This window comes from Streptosporangium sp. CA-115845, from assembly GCF_050943795.1.
Lineage (GTDB): Bacteria > Actinomycetota > Actinomycetes > Streptosporangiales > Streptosporangiaceae > Streptosporangium.
In genome coordinates this window covers 1,695,966-1,719,377 of the sequence record NZ_CP191988.1, presented here as the reverse complement: position 1 = coordinate 1,719,377, position 23,412 = coordinate 1,695,966, and the positions used below count along the sequence as shown (strand labels likewise).

20 protein-coding genes and 2 tRNA genes are annotated in these 23,412 nt (G+C 70.9%); 6 read left to right on the top strand and 16 right to left on the bottom strand.

The window, feature by feature from the left end; genetic code table 11:
• Positions 1–42: 42 nt before the first annotated feature.
• The 4 genes from ACQP0P_RS10190 to selA form a co-directional block, all read right to left on the bottom strand.
• On the bottom strand, positions 43–1,776 hold the full coding sequence (locus ACQP0P_RS10190; RefSeq protein ID WP_433374012.1) for a SelB domain-containing protein: 1,734 nt from the start codon (positions 1,774–1,776) through the stop codon (positions 43–45).
• Entirely contained in the window at positions 1,767–2,180 is a 414-nt protein-coding gene (locus tag ACQP0P_RS10185; protein WP_433374009.1) for a rhodanese-like domain-containing protein, read from the bottom strand. Before ACQP0P_RS10185 ends, ACQP0P_RS10190 begins: the two co-directional genes overlap by 10 nt.
• A 17-nt stretch (positions 2,181–2,197) precedes the next feature.
• A tRNA-Sec gene (locus ACQP0P_RS10180) sits at positions 2,198–2,293 on the bottom strand.
• Positions 2,294–2,303: 10 nt separating this feature from the next.
• Positions 2,304–3,605, bottom strand: a complete 1,302-nt coding sequence (gene selA, locus ACQP0P_RS10175; protein ID WP_433374006.1) for an L-seryl-tRNA(Sec) selenium transferase — start codon at positions 3,603–3,605, stop codon at positions 2,304–2,306.
• 20 nt (positions 3,606–3,625) lie between these two features.
• Here selA and ACQP0P_RS10170 point away from each other — a divergent pair, with 20 nt between their 5' ends.
• A complete protein-coding gene (locus tag ACQP0P_RS10170; RefSeq protein ID WP_433374004.1) occupies positions 3,626–4,075 on the top strand; it encodes an AIR synthase-related protein in 450 nt (149 codons plus the stop codon).
• An 825-nt stretch (positions 4,076–4,900) separates the two neighbouring features.
• Here the strand turns inward: ACQP0P_RS10170 and ACQP0P_RS10165 are convergent.
• The gene (locus tag ACQP0P_RS10165; RefSeq protein ID WP_433374001.1) at positions 4,901–5,551 is read right to left on the bottom strand and encodes a response regulator; all 651 of its coding nucleotides are present in this window, start codon (positions 5,549–5,551) and stop codon (positions 4,901–4,903) included.
• The gene (locus ACQP0P_RS10160) at positions 5,548–7,584 is read right to left on the bottom strand and encodes a sensor histidine kinase (RefSeq protein ID WP_433373998.1); all 2,037 of its coding nucleotides are present in this window, start codon (positions 7,582–7,584) and stop codon (positions 5,548–5,550) included. The genes ACQP0P_RS10165 and ACQP0P_RS10160 overlap by 4 nt, the downstream gene beginning before the upstream one ends.
• A 482-nt stretch (positions 7,585–8,066) precedes the next feature.
• Between ACQP0P_RS10160 and ACQP0P_RS10155 the strand changes: the two genes are divergently transcribed.
• Positions 8,067–9,158 carry a PP2C family protein-serine/threonine phosphatase gene (locus ACQP0P_RS10155; protein WP_433373996.1) on the top strand — a complete coding sequence of 364 codons (1,092 nt, stop codon included), beginning with the start codon at positions 8,067–8,069 and terminating at the stop codon, positions 9,156–9,158.
• A 239-nt stretch (positions 9,159–9,397) separates the two neighbouring features.
• Here the strand turns inward: ACQP0P_RS10155 and ACQP0P_RS10150 are convergent.
• Both ACQP0P_RS10150 and ACQP0P_RS10145 read right to left on the bottom strand, forming a co-directional pair.
• Positions 9,398–9,469 (bottom strand) — tRNA-Arg (locus ACQP0P_RS10150).
• A 91-nt stretch (positions 9,470–9,560) separates the two neighbouring features.
• A complete protein-coding gene (locus ACQP0P_RS10145; RefSeq protein WP_433373993.1) occupies positions 9,561–10,718 on the bottom strand; it encodes a C40 family peptidase in 1,158 nt (385 codons plus the stop codon).
• A gap of 171 nt (positions 10,719–10,889) precedes the next feature.
• Here ACQP0P_RS10145 and ACQP0P_RS10140 point away from each other — a divergent pair, with 171 nt between their 5' ends.
• Positions 10,890–11,279 (top strand): response regulator transcription factor, encoded by a 390-nt coding sequence (locus tag ACQP0P_RS10140; RefSeq protein WP_350928090.1) that lies wholly within the window; start codon positions 10,890–10,892, stop codon positions 11,277–11,279.
• Between the two features lie 197 nt (positions 11,280–11,476).
• On the opposite strand, the gene ACQP0P_RS10135 is transcribed toward ACQP0P_RS10140, so the two are convergent.
• Entirely contained in the window at positions 11,477–14,236 is a 2,760-nt protein-coding gene (locus tag ACQP0P_RS10135; RefSeq protein WP_433373990.1) for an ATP-binding protein, read from the bottom strand.
• 292 nt (positions 14,237–14,528) lie between these two features.
• On the opposite strand from ACQP0P_RS10135, the gene ACQP0P_RS10130 reads away from it, so the two are divergent.
• Positions 14,529–15,149: a LysE family translocator gene (locus ACQP0P_RS10130; RefSeq protein ID WP_433373987.1), complete on the top strand. Its 621-nt coding sequence runs from the start codon at positions 14,529–14,531 to the stop codon at positions 15,147–15,149.
• A gap of 46 nt (positions 15,150–15,195) precedes the next feature.
• Here the strand turns inward: ACQP0P_RS10130 and ACQP0P_RS10125 are convergent, their stop codons facing one another.
• The 4 genes from ACQP0P_RS10125 to ACQP0P_RS10110 form a co-directional block, all read right to left on the bottom strand.
• A complete protein-coding gene (locus ACQP0P_RS10125; RefSeq protein WP_433373985.1) occupies positions 15,196–16,407 on the bottom strand; it encodes a hypothetical protein in 1,212 nt (403 codons plus the stop codon).
• 31 nt (positions 16,408–16,438) lie between these two features.
• A complete protein-coding gene (locus ACQP0P_RS10120; RefSeq protein ID WP_433373982.1) occupies positions 16,439–16,825 on the bottom strand; it encodes a Rid family detoxifying hydrolase in 387 nt (128 codons plus the stop codon).
• A 30-nt stretch (positions 16,826–16,855) separates the two neighbouring features.
• On the bottom strand, positions 16,856–17,965 hold the full coding sequence (locus ACQP0P_RS10115; protein WP_433373979.1) for an alanine racemase: 1,110 nt from the start codon (positions 17,963–17,965) through the stop codon (positions 16,856–16,858).
• 197 nt (positions 17,966–18,162) lie between these two features.
• On the bottom strand, positions 18,163–19,686 hold the full coding sequence (locus ACQP0P_RS10110; protein ID WP_433373977.1) for an N-acyl-D-amino-acid deacylase family protein: 1,524 nt from the start codon (positions 19,684–19,686) through the stop codon (positions 18,163–18,165).
• 170 nt (positions 19,687–19,856) lie between these two features.
• On the opposite strand from ACQP0P_RS10110, the gene ACQP0P_RS10105 reads away from it, so the two are divergent.
• Complete coding sequence (locus tag ACQP0P_RS10105; RefSeq protein WP_433373974.1) at positions 19,857–21,575, top strand: glycosyl hydrolase family 8; 1,719 nt, start codon at positions 19,857–19,859, stop codon at positions 21,573–21,575.
• A gap of 72 nt (positions 21,576–21,647) precedes the next feature.
• Here the strand turns inward: ACQP0P_RS10105 and ACQP0P_RS10100 are convergent, their stop codons facing one another.
• Together ACQP0P_RS10100 and ACQP0P_RS10095 are read right to left on the bottom strand one after the other, a co-directional pair.
• Entirely contained in the window at positions 21,648–21,980 is a 333-nt protein-coding gene (locus tag ACQP0P_RS10100; RefSeq protein ID WP_433373971.1) for a helix-turn-helix domain-containing protein, read from the bottom strand.
• Complete coding sequence (locus ACQP0P_RS10095; RefSeq protein WP_433373968.1) at positions 21,977–22,354, bottom strand: type II toxin-antitoxin system RelE/ParE family toxin; 378 nt, start codon at positions 22,352–22,354, stop codon at positions 21,977–21,979. The genes ACQP0P_RS10100 and ACQP0P_RS10095 overlap by 4 nt, the downstream gene beginning before the upstream one ends.
• Positions 22,355–22,505: 151 nt before the next feature.
• Here ACQP0P_RS10095 and ACQP0P_RS10090 point away from each other — a divergent pair, with 151 nt between their 5' ends.
• Positions 22,506–22,649 (top strand): hypothetical protein, encoded by a 144-nt coding sequence (locus ACQP0P_RS10090; protein WP_433373965.1) that lies wholly within the window; start codon positions 22,506–22,508, stop codon positions 22,647–22,649.
• 105 nt (positions 22,650–22,754) lie between these two features.
• Here ACQP0P_RS10090 and ACQP0P_RS10085 read toward each other — a convergent pair whose 3' ends face one another.
• Positions 22,755–23,261: a hypothetical protein gene (locus ACQP0P_RS10085; protein WP_433373962.1), complete on the bottom strand. Its 507-nt coding sequence runs from the start codon at positions 23,259–23,261 to the stop codon at positions 22,755–22,757.
• Between the last annotated feature and the right edge of the window lie 151 nt (positions 23,262–23,412).

Genomic DNA, 23,412 nt, shown 5'->3' with positions numbered 1-23,412 from the left:
GGACCTCTGACGTTTTTATTGTCAAGAAATAGTTTGAATCCGTCAGTTGACAGGGGTGCAGGTTCGTGATTCATTATCATGCCGCCTCGTATGACCCAGCCTGTCAAGCATTTCCAGCAGTGGCACCGCCACCCGCCGCGTGGTCTGCAGCGCGACCCGCGCCTGGCTCACGGTGAACGGGCCGGACAGCTCGCGCAGCCGCTTCGTCGCCTGGTCGGGGGCGTTGGGCAGCAGCACCACACCGTCGGTGACGACCAGCACGGCACCGGCGCGCTCGGCCTCGGCCAGCGCTCTGCCGGTCAGTCCGAGCTCGGCCAGCCGCCGCGCACTCGGCGCCTGGAAGGGCCGGTCGGCGAGCTCGGCACGGAGCCGGTCGATCGCACGCCGCAGCTGCGGCGGCAACGGCGAAGGGGCCAGGTCCCGCCTGCCGATGACTCCCGCCTCCATCGTGAGCGGCGGCGCGATCAGCGCCCTGGTCAGCCGTCGGTCGGGCAGACCGAGTAGGTGCGTCGCCGCCTCGACGGTCAGCCGCCTGTCCTTGGCCGCGGCCACGGCCTCGCCGAGCGCTTTTCTCAGTCCCGCCCAGTGCTCCGGGTCGGTGTGCCAGCCGCCCGGCAGAGGAGAGGGTGGCGCGGTGACGCCCATCGCGGTGAGGTCGGCGCCGCTGAGCAGCCCGTGCCAGCGCAGCAGATCAGCCGCTCCTGGCGCGGCTCTGGCCGCGGTGAGTGCCGCTCCGCGAGCCGCCGCCGCGCCTCTTCGGGTCAGTGCCGGGGGCCGCACGTCCAGGACGACCACCCCGGTGTGTACGTCCGAGCGGCTGGGATCACGCAGCAGCGCCCGATCGCCCACCCGCAGCGGCAACGCCCTGGCGAACGACAACCTCGCGGTGTCCGCGCCGAGCGGCCTGATTCTGGTGGGCACGGCGGCAGAACCGATGTGGAGGAGCAGATCGCCCTTCGGCGGTTCGCCCGGCGACAGCCGGACATCGGCCGAGGTCGTGAGGTGCCACCCGCCAGGGGTCAGCAGTGCGGCCCCCCGCGACAGGGAGACGGGCCCGCGCAGGTTGACCGCCACGCGGGCGGTGGCGGTGACCAGGTCGGCGCGGGTGTTGAGGGTCTGCAGACCACGCACCTGCACCGGCTCGCCGTCGAGGTGCAGTGTGTCGCCCGTACGCAGGGTTCCCGCCGCCAGAGTGCCGGTGACGACGACCCCCGCCCCCGTGATGGTGAACACCCGGTCGACCCACAGCCGCACAGGACCGTCGGCGTCGGGCGGCGGCAACTCGGCCGCGAGCCGGTCGAGCGCGGCGACCAGCTCGGGCAGGCCCTGCCCGGTGACCCCGCTGACGGCCAGCGCCGGTATCGCCGCCAGGCCCGTTCCCCGCAGCCGGGAGCGGGCTTCGGCGAGCGCGGGAGCCGGGTCGGCCAGATCGGCGCGGGTGATCACGAGCAGGCCATGGCGCACGCCGAGCCGGCCAAGGGCGGCCAGGTGCTCGCCCGACTGAACACGCCAGCCCTCGTCTGCGGCGACCACGATCATGGCGGCCGGGCACGACCCCGCCCCGGCCAGCATGGTGGTGACGAACCGCTCGTGGCCGGGCACGTCGACAAACGCCACCGTCCCTCCAGACGGCAGCGCCGTCCAGGCGAAGCCGAGGTCGATGGTCATGCCCCTGCGGCGCTCCTCGGCCCAGCGGTCGGGCTCCATCCCGGTCAGTGCCCGGACCAGCGTCGACTTACCGTGGTCGACGTGGCCCGCGGTGGCGATCACCAGCATGGCGCCAGGCGGGGGCTCGTGGGACGCTCCGGCCTGACGACCGGCAGGCCGGCCGCGAGCCAGGACTGGAAGCCGCCGACCACATCGGTGGCGCGCCCTAGGCCGAGCTGGTGCAGCGACCAGGCGGCCAGGCTGGAGGAGTATCCCTCGTCGCACAGCACGATCCATCGGATGCCCGCCGACGCCTCGGGGATGCGTGCGGGAGAGTGCGGGTCGAGCCGCCACTCCAGGTGGTTACGCTCGATGACGATGGCGCCGGGCACCTCCCCGCCTCGGCGGCGCTGGAACTCCGGACGGGTGTCGACGATGAAGGCGTCGGGAGCGCGAGCGGCCGCCTCCGCCTCTGCCGGATCGAGCCGACGCATGATCTTTCGAGCCTGAACCAGCAGGTCGTCGACGCTCATCACACTCCAGGGGAGGTTGGCGGAGACGGACGGGAATCGAACCCGCCGCGCCGAGATACTCGGCGCCACCGGTTTTGAAGACCGGGAGGGCCACCAGGCTCCTGGACGTCTCCGGGCGCGATCCTATCCGCGAAGATCGTTCAAGAGAAGAAGGAGATCGTCATCCTCCTCCGGCGGCACAGCCAGCAGGTCGAGGAGGCAGCGTCCGTCCTCGACCCGGCCGAGCACCGCCGGATCGCCCAGCCGCAACGGCCGCGCCAGCCGCTCAGGCACCGCGACCGCCACGCTCGGCAACCCGACCCCCGGTGCTCCGCCGCCACCGACCGTGCCCGTGGTGGCCACCGCCTCGGCGTCGATCCCCGCCTCCTCCAGGCGTACCACCAGCGCCTTGGCCCGCTGCCACAGCACGGCCCGGTCGGTGTGCAGCGCGGTCCACGTCGGCGTCTCCTCCAGGGCGGTCAGCGTGGCCTCGAGCGCGGCGAGCGTGAGCTTGTCCACTCGCAGTGCCCTGGACAGCGCGTGCCTGCGCAACCGCTCGACCAGCTCGGCCCGGCCCAGGAGCAGCCCGCACTGTGGTCCGCCGAGGAGCTTGTCGCCGCTGGCCGTCACCAGGTCGGCGCCCTGCGCGAGCCAGGTCATGGCGTCCGGCTCCTCCGGCAGCAGCGGCTCCCCGCGCAGAAGTCCTGAACCCGCGTCCGCCACCAGCGGCACCCCCGCCGCCCGGCACACCCCGGCCAGCTCGGCGATGTCCGGCGTGCTGGTGAAACCCTCGATCCGGTAGTTCGACGGGTGCACCCTGAGCACGAAGCCGGTCTCCGGGCCGAGCACCGCCTCGAAGTCGGCCGCGCTGGTGCGGTTGGTGGTGCCGACCTCCCGCAGCCGGGCGCCGGTCGAGGCCAGCAGTTCCGGCAGCCGGAAGCCGTCACCGATCTCCACCAGCTCGCCTCTGCTGATGACGATCTCGCGGCCCTGGGCCAGCGCGGTCGCCGCCAGCACGAGCGCGGCGGCGTTGTTGTTCACCACGTGCACCGCCTCGGCGGCGGGGACGGCGGCGGCCAGTGCGGCCAGCGCCCCCCGTCCCCGCCGGCCTCGCCGCCCGCTCGCCAGATCGAGTTCGACGTCGGTCACTCCGGCCGCCACCTCGATCGCGGCGAGCGCCGCGGCCGACAGCCTGGCCCTGCCCAGATTGGTATGCAGGAGCACACCGGTGGCGTTGATCACTCGCCGGGTGCCCTGGCGGCTCAGGACGGCCACCGCGGTGCGCGCGACATCCTCAGGCGCGATCGTGCCCGCCCTGGCGGCCTGCTGTGCCTCATGAACGGCCACCTTCACCCGCTCGCGGCCCAGCCGTCGCACCGCACCGGCGAGGAGAGGGTCGGCCAGAATGGTGTCGGTGCGCGGAACGAACCGCCGAAAATCAGTCATGATGGCCTTACATTACGATCATGATGTGCCTGACGCACCACGCCCAGGGCGGCGGCTGCGCCTGCGAGATCCCCGCGGCAGATCTCAACGACAGGCACAAGGCGACGGGGGAGCCGTTCCCTCAGGCGGTCGAGGTGATGACGGCGCTCAACGCCGAGGCGTCCGCGGCGGTGCTCGCCGCTGGAGTACGGTGCGCCACCGACGTGACCGGGTTCGGATTGCTCGGCCACCTCTACAAACCGGCGCGCGCCTCAGGGGTGACGGCGGTCCTGGACGCGGCGGCCGTGCCGCTCATCGACCGCGCCATGGGACGAACGACGAGGCGGACACCCAGATGGGCATGCATGCCGAGCAGCCACGCCGCGCTGACGTACACCGAGACGGTCGAGCCGCCGAAGATCTGGGCCACCATGGTCACCGGGAACCACATGCCCGCCAGCAGCGGCAGCCACCGCAGTGCTCCCTGGTAGCGGGCCTTGACCGCGATGACGATGCCCAGGACCAGCATGCCGAGCTGGCTGAGCGGCCAGCAGGCGTCCAGGATCATCAGCGGCAGCGGGAAATCGTCGTGGGTGGCGTAGCCGAAGGACAGCGCGTTGAGCAGGAACGCGCCGGGGAGCAGCACGAGCAGGCCGGCCGGGACGATCCGGGCCCACCCGTCGCCGGCGCCGCGGGTGGCCCGCACCGTCCAGACGAAGGCGAACAGACCCACGACGAACAGCATCCCGGTGATGGTGTCGAGGGTCTGGATGCCTTCCTCGATCTTGTCCCCGACGATGACGGTGCCGGCCGCCCAGGAGGCGGCCCCGGCGGCCAGGAGCAGTCCGGCGATCCGGATCCATGCCGGGTCCGCGGTGCGTTGGATCGCGACGGGCTCGTTGGGATTGACGTTGCTGGGCACGATGCGACTGGACATTGGTGTTCCTCCGTTGCTTGTCGGTGGTAACACGATCCCGGCCGTGCGTCCCGGGCGCCCAGGGAGCGCGGCCATGCGCGCGGTCCCGAGTTGGCCCGGCGTGACCTGGGCCAGGCGTCCCGGGGCGGCGGGGACACCGCTCCCAGGCACGCGGGGCGAGCTGCGCGATACCGGCCGTGTCCCCGGAAAGACGCGGCGGTGAGCGTCTCCACGAGATGGTCGAGCAGGCCGGCTGGACCGGCGGGTTGCGTCCACGGAGGGTGGCTCAGCCCCCACGCCATACGACGCGATCTTGTCAGCCGGCCCCTGGGGCCGGCGTCGGCCAATCCTCACTCACCCTTGCGAGGGCGCCGCCCGAACGAGGCCGAGAGCACGCCGGTCACCGGCCAAGGCCGGCCTCGCGAGCCTGGATGATGGCCTGGGCGCGGTCGGCGACCTGAAGCTTGGCGAAAACGCTGGACACGTTGTTACGCACCGTCTTGGGCGCCAGCGACAGCCGTTCGGCGATCATCCGGTTGGACAGGCCGGCCGCGAGCAGGTCGAGTATCTCCCGTTCCCGAACGGTGAGCTGGGGGAACGGCCCCTCTCGGACCGGACAGGCTACAGCCAGCCGGGCGAAGTAGCGCGTCACCCGCCCCGCGAGTGCCGGCCCGAAGATCACCTCCCCGCTGGCCACCGCCATGATGGCGCGCAGGATCTCCGTCTGCTCAGCCCCCTTGAGCAGGTAGCCGCGAGCGCCGGCGAGCATGGCGGCGAAGACGCTCTCGTCATCCTCATGCATCGTGAGCACCAGCACGTGCGTGTCCGGGCAGGTGGCGACGATCCGCTCGGTGGCCTGCACACCGTCCATCCTGGGCATACTCAGGTCCATCACCACAACCTGAGGGCGCAGCCGGACGGCCTCGGCGACGGCCTCCTCCCCGTCCGCGGCGATCCCCACCACCTCGGCCTGGTCAGTCGAGGCGAGCATCATGCGCAGACCGTCCCGGTACACGGGATGATCGTCGGCGATCAGCACCCGAGGCGTCACGAGGAGGTCACGGTCCCGACGGGCAGGACGGCGTGGACCCGGGTTCCGCCGCCGCGGCCGACCCCGACCGCGCACTGGCCGCCCAACTCCTCCGCGCGCTCACGCATGCCGACCAGACCCACCCCGACCACGGCGCCCGGAAGGACCCCGTGCCCATCGTCGGTCACCTCGACCTCCAGTTCGTTCCCCGCCACGGCGACACGCACGTGGCAGGTGTCCGCGCCCGCGTGCCGGGCGACGTTGGTCAGAGCCTCGCAGACGATCCGGTACGCCGCCACCTCGCTCGCGGCGGACAGTCCCGTCAGGTCCCCCTCCACCTCCACCCGCACGGCGAGCCCATCGCCACGGAACCGGGCGGCCTCCTGCCGCAGCGCCCCGGCCAGGCCGAACTGATCCAGAGCCGGCGGGCGCAGATCGTGCACGAGCCGCCGCACGTTCCCCAACATCGTGGAAAGATCCTTCCTCACCTGGTCCAGCGCCTCCCGGGCGGTGCCGGGATCCCGGGTCAACAGGTTGTGCGCCGCCTCCACCTTCAGCGCGGCGGCGGCCAGCGTGGGCCCCAGCCCGTCGTGCAGGTCCCGGCGCAGCCTGCGCCGCTCCTCGGCCACTCCGGTGACCAGACGCTCGCGGCTGTGCTGCAGTTCCTCGGTCAGCGCAGTCGCCCGCACAGCCGCGGCGGCCTGCCGTACCACGTCGGCCAACAGCCGCTGGTCGGATTCGGCCGGCCGCGCACCCGCGCGCAGCACCAGGACAAGCCGCCCGATCGGCACGTCACGGTAGGCGAACGGCAGCACCACGACGTCCTCGCTGGACGTGCCGTGTTCCACCACGACGGTCTTCCCGTCCGCCCGGTCCAGTTCGACCCGCACGTACGGCGAGCGGAATACCGCCGACACCGCTTTCGCCACCTGCAGCAACAGCTCCTCCGGCCGCACGGACTCCTCAAGCCGCCGGGCGAGGGCCGAGACCACCTCGTACGGCTCCGTCCGCCCCATCAGCCCCCGGTTCACCCACCGCCGGACCCGCTCCCGCAACGGCGCGTAGACCACCCCGACCAGGACCGCCGCCAGGACCGCCGCCACCGGCTCGTCGATGATCGCCCCCAGGCTCACGAAGACCGGCACGTCGATCGCCACGACGGCGACCGCGAGCCCGCCGTACAGGAGGGTCCAGCCGAGCACCGGATCAATGTCATAAAGCCGGTACCGGCTCACCGCCACCACGACCGCCGCTGCGACCGCCACCAGGGAGACGACGAACGACAGGTCCTGCGGCAGCCCGTCCACCACGGCGGAAGCCAGGATCAGTGCCGCGTTCAGCAGCGCCGCCATCAGCATCCAGCGAAGCTGCGCCCGCCGAACGCCCGCCGAGCCCCGGAACCGCCAGGCGAAGGCCAGCACCGACACCAGCAGGCTCACCACCAGCAGCGCCGGCACCGCCGCCAGCCCCGAGCGCCATACCGCATCCGGGAGTGGCGGGAACGGCGGGTCGAGTCCCGGCCAATTCATGCCCGGCGATTCGATCCGCCACGGGACGGCGAGGAACACCGCGACCGCCAGGCCCGTAGCCCCCAACGACAGCCACGCGGCCCATCGCCACCGCGGTGACGGCAGCCGCCCATCAGGAAAGAACAGCAGCACCAGCAGCGGGAGCAGGTTCAGCAGCGGCCCCAGCCGCGCCCCGGCGTAGACCGCGGCCGGGGTCAGCGGCAGCGCGCCACCGTGGCGGGTCAGCGACAGCACCGCGTACGCGGCGGCCAGGCCGTTCACGGCGGCGACGACGCCTCCGGCGATGAGCAGCCAGGTCATGAGGTGGCGGGGCAGGCGCACCGCCAGCACGATGCCGGCGATCGCGAGGGCCACGCCGGGCACCGTCGAGGACCACACCGCCCAGTCCAGTGGCTCGGGCCGCGTCACCGTCCCGGTCGCCACGTCAAGCCAGGTGGCGACCCCACACGCCACAACGCAGAGTGCGGCGAGAACCGACGCCCCAACCGCCAGGCGCCGATCCACGGCAGAGGCATCGCCGGTCATGGAAACGCCATGGCCGCCGGAGGCGGGCCCTGGCGGGGCCGGGACACGACCGGCGGGAAAGGGGGCGGACACATCACTCAGAGTGCCACACGGCGCGCCTCGCCCCCCGGGATCAGCGAGGCGTTTCGGAAGGGTGCAACGCGCATACCAGTTGTCAGGGATTCCCTTGGGCCACCGCCACCACCCGCGATTCCGGCCGCCCCCAGGGCGGTGTTTCGGCACCCGGCCACCCGGGAGGGCGACCGCCACCCGTCCGCGGCCGGCGCGGTGCCCCTTACCGCCCTCGCCGATCCGCCCGATCGGCACAAGCCGTCAAGTTCCCTGCGGACGGGCCCGGTCACCACCCGGACGAACGCCCTGGGAGTGTCGTCTCGACAGGCGATTCAACGTTCACTAGAAAGGATCAAAGCCAGGATCTGGGGGAACCCCCGGGGATTCACATGGCCTTCCACACGTCGATCGGATGTGGAATCGGGGCTCGGATGAACCCACTCACTACGAGCCGGCCCCGGTACGTCTCCTTCATACCGGCCGCCATGGTCGTCGTCGGCGCCGTCCTCAACGTGCTGTCCCCGCGCTACTACTGGGGCGACTACCTGCTGGGCGCCGCGGTCGTGATGGCAGGGGCGCTGTTCTCACTCCGGCACACCCTCGCGGTCGCAGCGGCCATCGTCCTGGCCCAGCTGGTGTTGTTGATCAAGGATGGTTACTTCGGTCATGTCATCGGCACGCTCTCATTGATCAGCGCGGTGTTCACCGCACTCGTCGGCCTCGGGGTGAACCGCGTGGTCACCAGCCACAGCCGCCGGCTGGAGGTGGTGCGCTCCGTCGCCGAGGCCGCCCAGCGTGCCGTGCTGCCCGCCCCGCCGGCGCGGATCGGCCCGCTGGCCGTCGCCGCGCTCTACAAGACCGCGCAGATCGAGGCACTGATCGGCGGAGACGCCTACGCCGTGCAGGAAACCCCGTACGGCACCAGGCTGCTGATCGCAGACGTGCGAGGCAAGGGCCTGGGCGCGGTCGGCACGGTGGCCGTACTGCTGGGCGCATTCCGGGAGGCGGCGGACCAGGCGGCCGACCTCGTGCCGCTGGCCGAGCTTATGGAGCGCGCGCTGGTCAAAGAGGCTGCGTCACGCGAGGAGAGCATCCGCATGGAGGGGTTCGTCACAGCGGTGCTCGGCGAGATCACACCGGACGCGGACAGTGTGCGGCTGCTGAACTGCGGCCACCCCCCGCCGTACCTCCTTGACGGTGACACGGTGTCCTCGCTGGATCCCGGCGAGCCGAGTCTTCCCCTGGGCATGAGCGGCCTGGGCGTACCGCGGGCAGAGCCGGAACGCTGGCCGTTCCCGGCCGGGAGCACGCTCCTGCTGGTCACCGATGGAGTGACGGAGGCCCGGGACCGTTACGGCACTTTCTACGATCCGCTAAGCCGGCTCACCGGCCGGGGTTCGTTCCGGCGGCCAGAGGAGGTGGTCGAGGCCCTGGTACGCGATGTCGAGTGCTGGACCGGCGGCCCGCGCGATGACGACATGGCGATTCTGGCGATCACCCGGTACGCCGGCGGGCTACGTTGAGCCATCTGGACACCACCGACGATCTCCAGACGGTCAGAGGCATGACCGTCGTGTTTTGATGCTCGGCCGCCTGGGAGGGCGACCGCCACATCGCCCAGGGACTCGGGCAAGAAGGTCCACGACTGGTCCACAACCAGTGAACGCCAATGAGAACGGGCGGGACTCCATGAGACTGGAGACCCGCCCGTTCCTACGTCGTTCGCCCTGGCCAGCGGCTAGACCCGCTGGTCAGGACTGTGTGCCCCCTGCAAGATTCGAACTTGCGCTCCCGGCTCCGGAGGCCGGTGCTCTATCCCCTGAGCTAAGGGGGCCAACGCGTCATTACATTACCAGCATCCTGGGGTTAACCGACACTCACTACGGAGAGCGAACGATCTTTGGAGAGGATTCGGAGGTGGAGAGTCATCCGGCGGGCCGGCTCGGGGCGGGGCGGACGGCGCCCCGGTAGCGGGAGAGGTAGTAGGCCGAGGCGGCGAAGTCGGTCGTCCTGACGACGTCACCGGTTCCCGGAGCGTGGACCATGACACCGTCCTTCACGTAGACGCCCACGTGGGTGGGGTCTTTGACGCCTCCGCCGAAGAAGACCAGGTCTCCCGGGCGGAGCTGCGAGAACGGCACCCGGCGGCCCTGTCTGAACTGGGTTCCGGTGTAGTGGGTGAGCCTGGCCCCGGCCCTGGACCAGGCGTGCAGGGCGAGCCCTGAGCAGTCGAAGCCCCCGCCGGTCGGGCCGGCGCTCGAACCGCCGCCCCAGACGTACGGCCTGCCGACCTGGCGGAGCGCCGCGGCGGCCGCGATCTGCCCCAGCGAGGGCGCGCCGCGTCCACGCGAGACCGCCGCCTGCCCGCGTGCGGACGCTGCCCGCCCTCTGGATGGGGCTTTCCGTCCGGGTGAGGACGCCGCCCATCCGCCGGATGGCGTTCTCCTCCCACGTGGTGGGCGCTGTGACCGCTCGGCGAGCGCTCGCGAGGATTCCGGCCGGGAGGAGGCCCGAGGAGCCCTCCGCTTCGCTGAGGGAGCGGAGGCCGAACTCGAACCGACGGGAGGATCTACCGAAGCGCCGGCGAGAGAGCCTGCGGCAGCACCGGCAGGGGAAACCGGAGGGGTGGCGAGCCGGTGGGAGTGGTCGTCTCCCGGAGGGCCGTCGCTTCCCGGCCGTTCGTCATGCTCGCCCTGGAGGTGGGCCTTCAGTCCGCTATCGGGACTGTGCGGGGCGCCTGTCCACTCACCGTCCGCCCCCGAGAGATCCATCGGCCATCCGCCGCCCGGATCCGAGAAGGCCGTTGACCGGTTGCCGTCTGTGTCCGGGAGGGCGGCACCGGGCGGTGTCGGCGCGGGGTGGTCTGTCAAGGCGGCTCCGGTATCCGGGAGAACGGTGCGCCGAGCCCCGCAGACGGCGGTGAGGGTGACGCGGACCTCCTCCGGCAGCCGGCGCGGGGCCGTCGTGGAGAGGAGGCCGGCCCAGGCGCCGCAGGCTTCCGGGGAGAGGCGGGGCGCGGGGACCTGGAAGCTCCCCGCGAGGGCCGCCGAGAGGATGGAGACGGTGACGAGTGCGGTGATCACGCACGCCCTCCTTGGGCTCGATGAAGGATCGAGGCCCCAGGATCGGCGGGCGGAGATGATCACCAAGAAGCCGAACGCGGTTCTGTGGAAAACCTGTCGCCTGTGGACAGCTGTGCGTACACATCCGTGGAAACCCGCACGGGGGCGGGAAAGAGGAGTTAGCCTCACGCCGTGGGAGAGGTTCTGGGCAGGGTGTTGGTAGTGGATGACGACGACGTCATCCGGCAGCTCATCGCGGTCAACCTGACCCTGGAGGGGTTCCAGGTCGACACGGCCTCCGACGGGCAGGACTGCCTGGATCGGGTGCTGGACGTGATGCCCGACGTCATCACGCTGGACGTCATGATGCCCAGGCTGGACGGCTGGATGACCGCCACCAGGCTGCGGGGCGACAAGGGGACCAGGCACATCAAGGTGGTCCTGATCACCGCGCGGGCGCAGGAGGACGACAAGCGGCGGGGCCTCGGGATCGGGGTCGACGCCTACCTGACGAAACCCTTCGACCCCGCCGAGCTGATCCAGGTCGTCCGCGATCTGGCCCTGACCGCCCGCAGCGGTTAGCGCGAGTCCTGACCCGGCGGCCGACCAGGACGAGCCCGACCACGCCGGTCAGCGGAAACCCTGACCGCCAGGCGGGACGGAGCAGACCCCGATCACGCGAATCCGGCCGAAGCAGGTCGTGATCGCGCGGCCGATCGGAACGAGCCCGGCCACACCGGGCAGGCCGGGACAGACCGCGATCACGGTGGCGGGGTGAGTCAGAGCAGGCCGTCCCTGCGGGCCACGGCGGCGGCCTGGGTACGGGAGGAAACCCCCAGCTTGGCGAGAATGTTGGAGACGTGCACGCTCACCGTCTTCTGCGCGATGAACAGCCGCTCACCGACCTCCCGGTTGGGCAGTCCCTCGGCCACCAGGGCGAGCACCTCCTGCTCACGAGCCGTGAGCAGGGTCGGCGGCGCGGAGACGAAGCGCGCCCTGCGGCCCAGTTCGGCCAGGGCGGTGGCGAGCGGCTGGGCGCGCAGTGACTCGGCGGCCTCGACGGCGAGTTCCCATTCCTTCAGGGCCGCGACGCGGTCGCCCGCGACGAGCAGCGCCTCGGCCAGCCGCCACCGCGAGCGAGCGACCTCGTAGACGAACCCGAAGTCGAACGCCTCGACCACCGCGCGCCACGCCGCGATGTCGAGGCGACCGTGCGCCCGGTGCCACTCGGCCTCGGCCCTGGCCAGCCAGGCCAGCCCTTCGGGACCCATCGGCCCTCGGCGGACGGTGCCGGGACCGACGGCGGCGGGCACCCTGGCCCGTTCCAGCAGGGCGTCGGCCTCGTCGGCGCGCCCCAGGTCCGCCAGCGCCCACAGGGCGGTGCTGCTGAGCCGGATCACGGCCGGATCGTTGGGAACATGGGCGTCGAGCCCCGCGAGGGCGTGTTCGAGCGCGCTTTCCGGGTCGCCGCGCCACAGCGCGTGCTCGGCGGCCAGGCCGCGGCCCATGGAGGTGACCGTGACATCGTCGGGCCAGAAGGGCTCCAGCCAGGACAGGCGCTCCTCGACGACGGGCAGGCCCCTGGCCACCTCGACGAAGAGCGCGAAAGACGACAGCAGCGCCTCCGCCGGGGTGCCGACGCGAACGCCGAACCCGGAGGCGACCTTCTCCGCCTGGTCCCACTCCCCCGCGGCGTAGTGGATCAGGAGCCGCAGGAAGCGCAGATCGGTGCCGAAGGTGCTCCAGTTGAGCCCGGTCTCGTGCGCCACCCGCAGCCCCCGGTCGGTGGTGACCGCCGCCTCGGCCAGATCTCCGTTCTCGTACTGGAGGCGGGCCTGGTTGAAGATGGCCCGCAGGTCGATGGCGAGGTTGCCCGAGCTCTCCGCGGTGGCGCAGGCGAGCAGTTCCTTGGCTCGGGGGATGTCGCCGGCGAGGGCCGCGAGGATCGCGAGGGTGATCAGCGCGCTGGCCTCCGCGTCGGCGGCGCCGCTCGCGCGGGCCGCCTCCAGGGCGCGGCCCGCCAGGGCCTCGACCTCGTCGTGCCGCTCGGTCCAGTAGAGCGAGCGGGCGTAGGTGGCGAGCGAGCGGGCGAGCACCGGCCCCTCCGGTGCCGCCTCGACGGCCGCGTGCGCGGCGGCGATCGCGCCCTGGACGTCCTCGGTGTCGATAAGGACGTACGCGAGCCGCTCGTTGACCTCCGCCGAGGGCGGGAGGCGCCGGAGCTGGGAGACCGCCCGGTGGTTGTCGCCGCTGTCGGCCGCCGCGTCGGCGCTGCGCCAGGCAAGGCCGACATGGTCGATCCCGGCCAGTCGCTCGGCGTCGGGGACCCTGTCCCAGAGCCCGAGTGCCCGGTCGAAGTGGCGGTGTGCCTCGGCCGGGGCGCCCAGCCGCTCGGCCCTCCGCCCGGCCTCCACCGACGCCGCCAGCGCCCCCGGCAGATCGTGTCCCGCCAGGTAGTGGTGGGCGAGCTCGGCCGCGGAACCCTCTCGGGCGGTCAGCAGGCGGGCGAACTCGGCGTGCGTCCTGGTCCGCTCACCGGGCAGCAGGTCGTGGTAGACGACCTCCTGCAGGAGCGCGTGCCGGAAGGCGTAGCCGTACTCCCCGTCGGGGCGGAGCAGGCCGCGCGAGACGATCTCCCGCATGGCCTCCTCGAAGGCCAGGTCATCGAGGCCGGAGGCCTGCTGGAGCAGGTCGTGGTCGGCCCGTCGGCCCGCGACGGCCGCGCCGCGGAGCACCCCCTGCGCGGGATCGGAGAGCATCTCCACCCGGGAGAGCAGCAGACCGGCCAGACCGTCGGGCATCGAGCAGCCGGCGGAGACCGCCTCCAGCAGCTCCTGGGCGTAGAAGGGGTTGCCCTCGGCCCGGTCGACCACCTCCCGCAGCACGCGAGCGTCGGTACCGCCGAGCGCGGCCAGATAGTCGGTCATCTCGTGACGGTCGAGGGGATCCAGCTCCACGGAGGTCACCGAGGGGAGCCGCTTGAGCTCGGCGAGGACCCTGCGGAGCGGGTGCCGGCGGTGCAGATCGTCCGTGCGGTAGGTGCCGACGAGGCAGACCGGCTCGGTCTGCAGCATCCGGCTGAGGAAGACCAGCAGGTCGCGGGTGGACTGGTCGGCCCAGTGCAGGTCTTCGAGCACCAGCAGCACCGGCCGCACGGCCAGGAAGCCGAGCATCGAGCCGAAGAGCTGCTGCTGCACCAGGCCCGATGTGCTCTCCCTGCCCGGATCGGTGCCACCGGGCAGCAGCCTGCCGAGAGCCGGCCGCGCGTCAAGCTCCGCACGCAGTTCCCCGCGTACGGAGCGCAGGGCGTCGGCGAGCGGGAGGTACGGAAGGGCGTCGCCGAGTTCTGCGCACTGCCCGATGAGCACGGCGAATCCGGCGGCCTCGGCCCGCTCGGCCAGCTCGGTGACCATCCGGGTCTTGCCGATGCCCGCGTCACCCCCCAGCAGGGCGACTCCGGCCTGCCCCGCCGCGGCGGTGTCGAGCACGGTGGTCAGCCGATTGAGTTCTGCCGCCCGCCCAATAAGAACGTTTTGCACGCTTTGCTACCCCCCGTCGGCGAGTATCGCACGTGGCACCGATGGGAATGGCCGGTCGACATCGCACCGGCCCGGGGATCGATCACCCAGGACGGGCACCGGCGGGGCCGATTCCGGCCGGCTCCGCACCGCGGTCGACGTCGCGCCGGCGCCGGGATCGATCGCCCGGCCGGAACGCTTCACAAGACATCGGCGGGGCCGGTTCAGGCTGACGCGGGGACCCGATTGGTACCCCGAGGCGTCCGCGCATTGGCCCTGACGACACCGAGCCGGGCGACCCTAAGGTCGGAGCATGGTCTCCCCGTCCACCTTGCTGATCTTCTCGGTCGCGTCGCTGGCACTGGTCCTGGTGCCGGGCCCGAACCACATCTACATCATCACCCGGGCCGTCTCGCAGGGCCGCGCCGCCGGTGTCGCGAGCGCGTTCGGCGTGGAGGTCGGCACGCTGGCGCATATCGCCGCGGCGGCGGCCGGTCTCTCGTACGTGATCGCACGGTCCGCGACCCTGTTCAACGTGATCAAGTGGGCCGGTGTGGCCTACCTGGTCTATCTGGGCGTCCGGGCGCTGACGAGCAGGCAGAAGCTCACGGCCCGGGAGGCGGCCCCGCAACCGCTGCGGGCGATCTTCCTTGAGGGCATGGTCGTCAACCTGCTCAACCCCAAGGTCATCCTCTTCTTCCTGGCGTTCCTGCCACAGTTCGTGGAGCCGGAGGCGGGTACGGTGCCGCTGCAGATCGCCGTCCTGGGCACGACCCTGCTGGTCCTGGGCCTGCTCTCCGACCTGATCTACGCCATGGCCGCGGGCGCCCTCGGCAGCCGGCTGCGGATCAGGTCGGCCCTGCTCGGCCACTTCAGCGGGGTCGTCTACCTCGTCCTCGGCGTCGCGACCGCGCTCTCCGGCCGCTCCGTCTGAACGTACGAACCCGGCTGGTCGCACGGGCTCGCCCGGTGAGGTGAGGTCAGGCGGAGAGCGCGCCCGGGATGCGGTCCAGGATCGGGTAGGGCATGAGCCCGTACGCGTAGAAGTCGACCGCGTCCGCCCCCGAGGCCCGAACGGCGCGGACCTTGGCCGCGAGGCGCTCGGCCGAGTCGGTGTCGGGGAGGCCGGGCCGGAGGACGACCCGCAGTTCCCTGTCCTTGCCCGTCGAGCGGCGGTAGGCGACCACGTCGTCCGCCACCCTGCCCGCGTCGCGGGCGTAGGCGAGCACGCCGAGCGAGGGCACCAGGTCGCCGAGGGCGACCAGGTCGACGCCGAGCTGCCAGGAGTCGTGCGCGGCGAGCCCCGGCGAGGGCAGACCGTCGCGGTAGCCCTTGACGGAGCCGGTGGCGTCCAGGAAGACCAGTCGTGAGCCCTCGGCGGAGACGGCGGCGGAGACGTCGGAGACCAGCGAGGTCACCACCTCGGAGCGGGCCCGCGCGTAGGCGACCACCTCGGGACCCGCGTACGCGGTCAGTGCCGCGCGGGTCACCTCGCCCTGGGCGGGCGGGTCGCCGTCGAGGACGGCGCCCACGATCCTGGTGCACTCCTCGCGTGCCACCTCGGCGTTGACCCCCAGGCCGGCCGCCCCGCGCATGCAGAAGTCGCAGAAGCAGAGGCCGAGCAGGAACTCGTCCATCGGCCCGAACGGGACGAAGCAGCGCTCGTGGTGGTAGCCGTGGCCGAACGTCGAGAAGTGCAGCGCCTCGGCCACCACGCTGTCGACGCCCTGCCTGGCCACCGCCCTGCCCAGCGCGACCGCGTACCGCCGCACGTCGGGGTGGGAGGGGCACAGGTCCGCGGGCGAGCTCCGGTCACCGAAGCAGTTGCGTACCGTCACCTCCGGGTTGGCCAGGCCGAGCGTGGTGTTCTGCAGGAAGACGGTCCAGCCGTGCAGCGCGAGTCCCCGCTCGGCGGTGGCCAGGCGGAGCGCGGCCAGCGGCTCCTCCTCGGCGCCTTTCTGGACCGGCGGGACCAGCCGCAGCTCGCCGAACAGGTCGGCGGGCGGCATGAAGTGCGCGCCGTCGCCGCGGAGCGTCACCCGGGAGGGGCCGTGCGGGGTGACGTCGCGGGTGCGGCGGTATGCCGCGGCCACGGTCATCCCCGTCAGACCGTATCCGGTGATCCGGTCAAGGACCGCCTCCATGCCCTCCCCGCGTACGTCCTCGACGTAGACGTATAGCGAGCTGTCCAAGCCGCCGCCCTCCCATGAAGTCGGTCAGACTCTAACGCGGCTTGTAGGCCACGAAGTCGATCTCGACAAGGATGTCCATCAGGTCCGAGCCGACGGTCGTGCGGACGGGATAGGGGCGGGTGAAGTAGGACTTGTACGCCTCGTTGTAGGCGGCGAAGTCACGCTTGAGGTGCTGCAGGTGCACCGTCGACTTCACCACGTCGTCGAAGCCGAGGCCGTGCGCCGCGAGGACGGCGCCGAGGTTGCGCATCACCTGGTGCGTCTGCTCGGCCACATCGGTCCCGACGACCTCGCCGGTCTCGGGGCTCAGCGGCCCCATGCCCGAGGTGTAGACGAAATCACCGACCACGAGGCCCTGCGAGTACGCCCCCACGGGCGCCGCGCCCTCGTCGGTACGCAACTCCTGCTTGCCGCTCATCTCGTCACTCCTAAAAAGGGGAAAGGGGGATCAGAAGAAGGTGTTTATCAGATCGACGACGACGTACTCCTCGTCGACCACCGGCATGACCCGCCACTTGTCGAAGGCGGTGCACGGGTGGGAGATGCCGAACGACACCAGGTCCCCCGGCTTCACCGGCGATCCCGGTGCCAGTCTCAGGACCGTGTGCTGGTCCTGGACCTTGAGCACCGTCGCGTCCGCGACGGCTCCGCGCGGGATCGGCAGCCCCTCGTCGAAGGGGGCGTCGCGCTTGCCGAACCCGACCACGGCCAGGCCGGGCTCGGGAACGCTCAGCACGTGTGCCCAGATCTCCAGCGCGGCGCGCAACTCCCCGTCCATCCGGGTGTACGGGGTGCGCTCGCGGTAGTAGCCGTCGTCGTGGGAGACGTAGGCGCCGCTGCGCAGCATGACCCTGGCCCGGCAGGTGGCGAGTTCGCGGCCGATCACGTCGAACCACTGGCTGCCGCCCACGGACAGGATCGGGTCGCGCACCCGCAGGTGCTCCAGCGCCTCCAGCAGCCGGTACAGGTAGGCCCGCACCTCGTCCGCGGAGCCCAGCGAACCCTCGTACCCGGCGACGCCGGCCAGCTGCACGCCCTCGGCCGTCTGCGCCGCGGAGGCGACCTCAAGCAGCTCGGCGAGGGTACGGCTGCCACCCCGGCCGCCCTCATGGCCCAGCTCCGCCAGGACCCGGAACGGTCTGGCCCCGGCATGCCGGGAGAGCGTCTCGACCCCGGCCACCGAGTCGACGAAGCAGAGGAACTCGAAGGCGGGGTCCTCCGCCAGCCGCGCAGCGAGTGCGTCCAGCCCCGCGGGGTCGAAGACCTGGTTGGCGAGGACGATCCTTGCGACTCCGAACTCGCGCAGGGTGAGCGCCTGGCTGGGGGTGGCCACGGTCATCCCCCACGCGCCCGCCTCCAGCTGCGCCCTGACGAGCTCGGGCGACATGGTGGTCTTGGCGTGCGGGGCGAAGGTCAGCCCGTACCCCCCGGTGAAGGCCGCGAGCGTCGCGATGTTGTGCTCCAGCGCGCTTCTGTGGGCCACCATCACCGGGAAGGTGAACGCCCCGCCGAACAGCGAGGCCCCCAGCGCCCCCTCGGGATCCACGATCCCCTTCACGTCCCGGCCCTTCCTGTGGTCACCTGTGCGGATTTACCGGGCCATCGGCCGTTGAATCCGGGCGTGGGAGATCACATCCCCGTTGGTCGCCCTGAGGACCCTATCCTCCTGGCGCCCTCTCCGGTGCCGTGTTGTCAGAGCCGCGGTTCGTCAGGGCTACGGCTTTTCAGGACCGCGGTTCGTCAGGGGCACGGTTTTCAGGGGCGCAGCGCCCTGCCGGGGGTGGCGCCGGTGAGCCGGCCTCCGGCGAGGACCGGGATCCCGGAGACGAGGACGTCACCGATCCCGGTGGCCGGGGTGCGTGGGGCGGCGTAGGTGGCCAGGTCGGCGACCGCTCCCGCGTCGAGGACGACCAGGTCGGCGACCTGTCCTGGGCGGACGAGCCCGCGCCCTTCGAGGCCGAAGCGGCGTGCCGGGTGCGAGGCGAGGTGGACCGCCGCCTGCTCCAGGGTCCAGTCCCCGGTCTGGCGGACGTGGTGGCCGAGCATCCTGGCGAACGCCCCGTAGCCCCGGGGGTGGGGGTGGCCGCCCACGTAGATACCGTCGGAGCCGCCGGTGTGCGCCGGGTGGCGCAGGATCGCGCGGACCGAGGCCTCCCCCTCGGGGCCCTCGTCAGGGCGGGCCATCACGCATCCGGCCTCCAGCCGGGTGTCGATCAGGATCCGGCGGCAGAACTCTCCCGGCTCCAGCCCCGCCTCCTCGGCGGCCTCGGGCAGCGTCAGCCCCTCGGCCCACTCGGCACCCGGCACGTGGGAGAGGGTGACCCTCGGCCAGAGCCTCTCGTCCCACTCGATCCGGTCGGACTCCAGCGCCTCCAGCGCCCGGTCGACGTCGGCGGCCGGAACCCACCGAGGCAGCGCGACCATCGCCAGGATGGTGCTGCCCCGCAGGTAGGGGTAGGTGTCGAAGGTGATGTCCAGCCCCCGGAGCCGGGCCTCGTCGATCAGTGGCAGGAGGGTCGCGGCCGGGCCGTGGTAGTGCGAGACGTGCACCGCGACGCCCGAGCGCCGGGCGATGTCGGTCACCTCGGCCATCCCCTCCGGGGCCGCCGCCCCGTACCCGCGCATGTGCGTCACGTACGGCAGGCGGCCGAGCGGCGCGCAGAGCGCGGCGAGCTCGGCGGCGTCGGCGTAGCGGCCGGGGGCGTACTCCAGCCCGGTGGAGAGGCCGGCCGCGCCCTCGGCCAGGCCGCGCTCGACGCGGGCCAGCATCGCGGCCAGTTCGTCGGTGGAGGCGGCCCGTTCGGCGGCGCCCATCACGTCGTACCGGATCGTGCCGTGCGGCAGCAGGTAGGCGGTGTTCAGCGCGGTCGCCCTGTCGTAGCCGTCGAGCAGTTCCCCGACGCCGATCGGCCCGTCGGCCGAGGGGTGGACGCCGTTGACCGCCGCGAAGTAGCGGGTGGCGTAGGCGAAGGTCTCCGGGGTGGTGGAGGGCGCGAAGGAGAGCCCGTCCTGACCGAGGACGAAGGTGGTCACCCCCTGCCGGAGCGCGGCGAACTGCACCTCCTTGTCGAGGACGAGGGCGTCGCCATGGGCGTGGCAGTCCACGAGGCCGGGCATGACATGGCATCCGGCGGCCTCGACCACCGTCGTGGCCGCCGCCGCGTCCAGGCGGCCCACGGCTACGATCCGGTCACCGGTGACGCCGACGTCGGCCCGGCAGGCCGGGGCCCCGGTGCCGTCGAGCACCCAGCCATCCCTGATCAACACATCAAACGACATGCCCGGATTCAATCACCGGGAAGGTGTTCGAGGCACCCGCCACCCGTCTGCGTTCTTCCTGGTTTTCCGCTACATCGCACACAGCCGGGAATTTGGGCCCCCTGCCCTCTTGACCGTGACGTGTCATGGATGGTGGCATCTTTTCCTAGTTAGGAATCTTTCCTAACTAGATGATCGCAGAGAGGGCACCCCCTGTGCATGCGAGACCGCGTCTCCAACGCCCCTCGACCGTCCTCGTCCTGGCACTGGCGTCGGCACTGATCGCATCGGTGTTCGTGCTGGCGGCCCCACCCGGCTTCGCCGCCGACTCCCTGCTGTCCCAGGGGCGTCCGGCCACCTCCTCCTCCAACGAGGACGCCACGTTCCTCCCCTCGGCCGCCTTCGACGGCAACACCACCACCCGCTGGGCCTCCGCCGAGGGCCACGACCCCGAGTGGCTCCGCGTCGACCTCGGTAGCTCCGCCACGATCTCCCGGGTCAAGCTGACCTGGGAGGCCGCGTACGGCAAGTCGTACCGGATCGAGACCTCCCCCGACGGCAACGCCTGGACCTCCGTCTACTCCACCACCTCCGGTAACGGCGGCGTCGACGACCTGACCCTGTCCGGCACCGGCCGCTACGTGCGGATGTACGGCACCGCGCGCGGCACCGTCTACGGCTACTCGCTGTACGAGATGGAGGTCTACGGCAGCACCGGCGGCAGCACCCCGAGCCCCACCCCGACGATCACTCCCGGTGGCCCCGGCGTGCCGTTCGGCTCGCACACGATTCCCTACGCGGCCGGGATGCTGCGCCCCAGCGGTGCCCAGGCCACGCTCGACCAGAAGGTGATCGACTACTACCAGCGCTGGAAGGCCGCCTTCGTCAAGCAGAACTGCGGCAACGGCTGGTACCAGATCATCTCCCCCGACGCCGACCACCCGTACGTGGCCGAGGCGCAGGGCTACGGCATGGTCATCACCGCCACGATGGCCGGGGCCGACCCGGACGCGAAGAAGATCTTCGACGGCCTGGTGAAGTACGTGCTGGCGCACCCGTCGTCGATCACCCCCGGTCTGCTCGCCGCCGAGCAGAACACCGCCTGCCAGAGCGTCAACGGCAGCGACTCGGCCACCGACGGCGACCTGGACGTGGCCTACGGCCTGCTCCTGGCCGACCGGCAGTGGGGCAGCACGGGCACCTACAACTACAAGCAGCTCGCGATCAACCACATCAACGCGATCAAGGCCGGTGAGGTCAACCCGACCACCAAGCTGATGAAGCTCGGCGACTGGAGCAGCTCGGGCGACCAGTACTACTGGATCAGCCGCTCCTCGGACTGGATGATCGACCACTTCAGGGCGTTCCGCAAGGCCACCGGCGACACGACCTGGGACACCGTCCGCACCAACCACCAGAACCTGATCGCCTCCCAGCAGTCGACCTACGCGGCGAGCACCGGCCTGCTGGCCGACTTCGTGGTCAACACCAACACCACCCCGAAGCCGGCCCCCGGCCAGGTCCTGGAGGACCCCAACGACGGCAAGTTCTGGTGGAACGCCTGCCGTGACCCGTGGCGGATCGGCAACGACGCGGTGACCAGCGGCGACGCCAAGTCCCTCGCCGCCGCACGCAAGCTCAACACCTGGATCAAGAGCAAGACCGGCGGCAACCCGAACAACATCGCGGTCGGCTACTCGCTCAACGGCACCCAGATCTCCAGCGGCAGCGAGCCGGCCTACTTCGCCCCGTTCGCGGTGGCGGCGATGACCGACTCCGGCAGCCAGGCCTGGCTGGACGCCCTGTGGACCAAGATGCTCAACACCCCGTTCACGGCCACCGACTACTACTCGACCAGCATCCAACTCCAAGTCATGATCACCGTAACCGGCAACCACTGGGTCCCCTGACCTCCGCCCGAACCAAAACGGCCCCCGCCTTCCGGCGGGGGCCGCACTTTCCTTAAAGTCCGTACCGTTTACTCAGGCGACTTTCACGGAGTGATCCCCAAAATCGGCCACCACGTCCAATGTTCCGCCCAGGGCGACGACATAGGAGCGCAGGGTATCCAGGCCACCGATCTGACCGTGCTCGATCTGGGACACGCGCGCCTGAGTGATGTTCATTCGTTCGGCGAGGAGTTTCTGGGAGACGCCCAGGCGTTTGCGCATCTCGGCGAGCTGGGCACCGCGAAGATCTGCCCGCATCTGCTCACGACTGGCTTCTCGGGCTGCGACTCGTTCGGGAGAGTCATGGTCGGGATCGATCTCACGGATCTTGGCCTTGGTGTCGGACCACTTCACGAACTCGCTCATCGTTCCTCCTCCTTCTCCTTCTCTGCGCGGTATGCCGCGTAGCGCTCCTCCGCCAGAGGAATCGCCGTACGGTACCACCGGCTCCATTCCCCGGCCTTGTCTCCGGCGACCAGCACGATCGCCTCCCTCGTCGGGTCGAAGACGAACAGCAGGCGGATCTCCGCCCCACCTGGCACTCGGGGCCGCAACTCTTTGAGGTTGTGCAGGACGCGGGAGTGGTGGATTCGGTCAACCAGCGGGCGGCCGAGTTTCGGCCCCTGCAACGCGAGCTCGTCCAATGCTTCTTCGATCTTCTCCGCAGTGGCGAGATCGTTCTTGCAGATGTCGAGGAACCAGGCGTTCACCTCGGCGTGCAGCGTGATCTCCCAGGCCATAGCACCAATATAACGGATCCTTATATCGTTCCGAAGGCTGTCACCGGAAGTGTGCGACACCGGTGTGATGCGGCAGCGTCTTCCCGCATCTCGACTACCGAGATCAGCTTCCCACCGCGCGGCCTATTCCGCCTCGTTCACGGTGGCGGCGATGACCGGCTCCGGCAGCCAGGCCTGGCTGGACGCCCTGTGGACCAAGATGCTCAACACTCCGTTCACCGCAGGCGACTACCACTCGACCAGCATCCAGCTCCAAGTCATGATCACCGTAACCGGCAACCACTGGGTGCCCTGACCCCGCACGAACCGACGCGGCCCCCGCCTTCCGGCGGGGGCCGCACCTTCTCCTTACCTCGACTCCCGGCCGTGGGCGCCGGGCGTGCGGGGGGCCAGCTGAAGATCAGGCGACCGGAGCAGTGCGCAAAGGCGCGAGGTAGTGCCATAGATCCGGGTCTCGATCCACCACCTCCCCGATGGCCGGGCAGTTCTTGAACATCTGGAGGCTGTAATCCCTCCAGAGGTTCAGACCGTGCCCGGTGGAGGGAATCTGTTCCGCCGCACGCAGGCCGATGCTCAGCACGTCACACAGCATCTCCGCCGTCACGAGCACGCGAACCCGGGTCTCTCCGCTCTGCGGCACCGGCTTGGACTCGTAGAAGTAGGGATACAGCTCGGGGTGATCGATGATGATCCGCAGAGCATTGTGGAGATTGACGAAAACGCTGTCCGTGGTCGACGCCCCGGCGATGGCGTTGCCGATCCGCACCTGCTTCGTTGCGGCACGTGTCTGCTGTGCTGCGAAGCCGACGGCCGCCACGGCGATGACAATGCTGCAGATGGCCACGACGCTCTCGAATGACACTTTCCCTCCGAAGGAACTGGCGACCTTGACATCAAGAACGTCCACCGGCCGCGATTAGCTCCCCATGAAGGAACGTTTCTCAACTCGCCCGCACCCCGAAGCTACACAGGTAATGCCTCTAATAGACTTGTATGCAGATTTACTACTAATAGAACATTGGGGCGAAAAAGCCTCATTTGAGGCGTGGTGGCATCAA

What these genes read in the sequence shown, in the direction of transcription:
- ACQP0P_RS10090 (WP_433373965.1), top strand. Translation starts at nt 22,506, where the DNA reads ATGACCGGCTCCGGCAGCCAGGCCTGGCTGGACGCCCTGTGGACCAAG.
- ACQP0P_RS10190 (WP_433374012.1), bottom strand. Translation starts at nt 1,776, where the DNA reads ATGCTGGTGATCGCCACCGCGGGCCACGTCGACCACGGTAAGTCGACG.
- ACQP0P_RS10100 (WP_433373971.1), bottom strand. Translation starts at nt 21,980, where the DNA reads ATGAGCGAGTTCGTGAAGTGGTCCGACACCAAGGCCAAGATCCGTGAG.
- ACQP0P_RS10095 (WP_433373968.1), bottom strand. Translation starts at nt 22,354, where the DNA reads ATGGCCTGGGAGATCACGCTGCACGCCGAGGTGAACGCCTGGTTCCTC.
- ACQP0P_RS10110 (WP_433373977.1), bottom strand. Translation starts at nt 19,686, where the DNA reads ATGTCGTTTGATGTGTTGATCAGGGATGGCTGGGTGCTCGACGGCACC.
- ACQP0P_RS10105 (WP_433373974.1), top strand. Translation starts at nt 19,857, where the DNA reads ATGATCGCAGAGAGGGCACCCCCTGTGCATGCGAGACCGCGTCTCCAA.
- ACQP0P_RS10120 (WP_433373982.1), bottom strand. Translation starts at nt 16,825, where the DNA reads ATGAGCGGCAAGCAGGAGTTGCGTACCGACGAGGGCGCGGCGCCCGTG.
- selA (WP_433374006.1), bottom strand. Translation starts at nt 3,605, where the DNA reads ATGACTGATTTTCGGCGGTTCGTTCCGCGCACCGACACCATTCTGGCC.
- ACQP0P_RS10160 (WP_433373998.1), bottom strand. Translation starts at nt 7,584, where the DNA reads ATGACCGGCGATGCCTCTGCCGTGGATCGGCGCCTGGCGGTTGGGGCG.
- ACQP0P_RS10155 (WP_433373996.1), top strand. Translation starts at nt 8,067, where the DNA reads ATGAACCCACTCACTACGAGCCGGCCCCGGTACGTCTCCTTCATACCG.
- ACQP0P_RS10130 (WP_433373987.1), top strand. Translation starts at nt 14,529, where the DNA reads ATGGTCTCCCCGTCCACCTTGCTGATCTTCTCGGTCGCGTCGCTGGCA.
- ACQP0P_RS10170 (WP_433374004.1), top strand. Translation starts at nt 3,626, where the DNA reads ATGATGTGCCTGACGCACCACGCCCAGGGCGGCGGCTGCGCCTGCGAG.
- ACQP0P_RS10185 (WP_433374009.1), bottom strand. Translation starts at nt 2,180, where the DNA reads ATGAGCGTCGACGACCTGCTGGTTCAGGCTCGAAAGATCATGCGTCGG.